The organism is Mesorhizobium sp. M2A.F.Ca.ET.039.01.1.1 (assembly GCF_003998035.1).
Lineage (GTDB): Bacteria > Pseudomonadota > Alphaproteobacteria > Rhizobiales > Rhizobiaceae > Mesorhizobium.
In genome coordinates this window covers 1-378 of sequence record NZ_RZRY01001625.1, presented here as the reverse complement: position 1 = coordinate 378, position 378 = coordinate 1, and the positions used below count along the sequence as shown (strand labels likewise).

General features: G+C 64.3%; 1 pseudogene. It reads right to left on the bottom strand.

What is annotated here, in order from left to right:
* A pseudogene (locus tag EOA24_RS41240) lies at window positions 1-378 on the bottom strand (ornithine decarboxylase); the annotation flags it as partial.

Here is a 378-nt window from a genome sequence, read left to right as displayed (position 1 = left end):
CTCCACGAATGTGTCGGGGTAAAAGCCGTTGAAGCGGGTCCTCAGCGACAGCGAGTAGGCGCCGATATGGCCGATCTCGATCCAGTCGCCGGTGTCGACCGTTTCCGGCAGCCAGAACGGCCTGGACAGGATGTCGACGGAATCGCAGGTCGCGCCGCAGACCTTGAACGGCACGATGTTTTTCTCGTCGCCATTACGCGTGCGGATCGCCGGATCGGGGATGAAGCGGGCCGGCAGGGTGATCTTGCCGGTCCATGAATCCGACAGCGACGCCCAGATGCCGTCATTGATGTAGAGCCGCTTGCCCTTGCGCAGCAGCACCCGCACGATCAGGGACAGGCAGCGCGCCACGATCACGCGTCCGGGCTCGGCCACCAG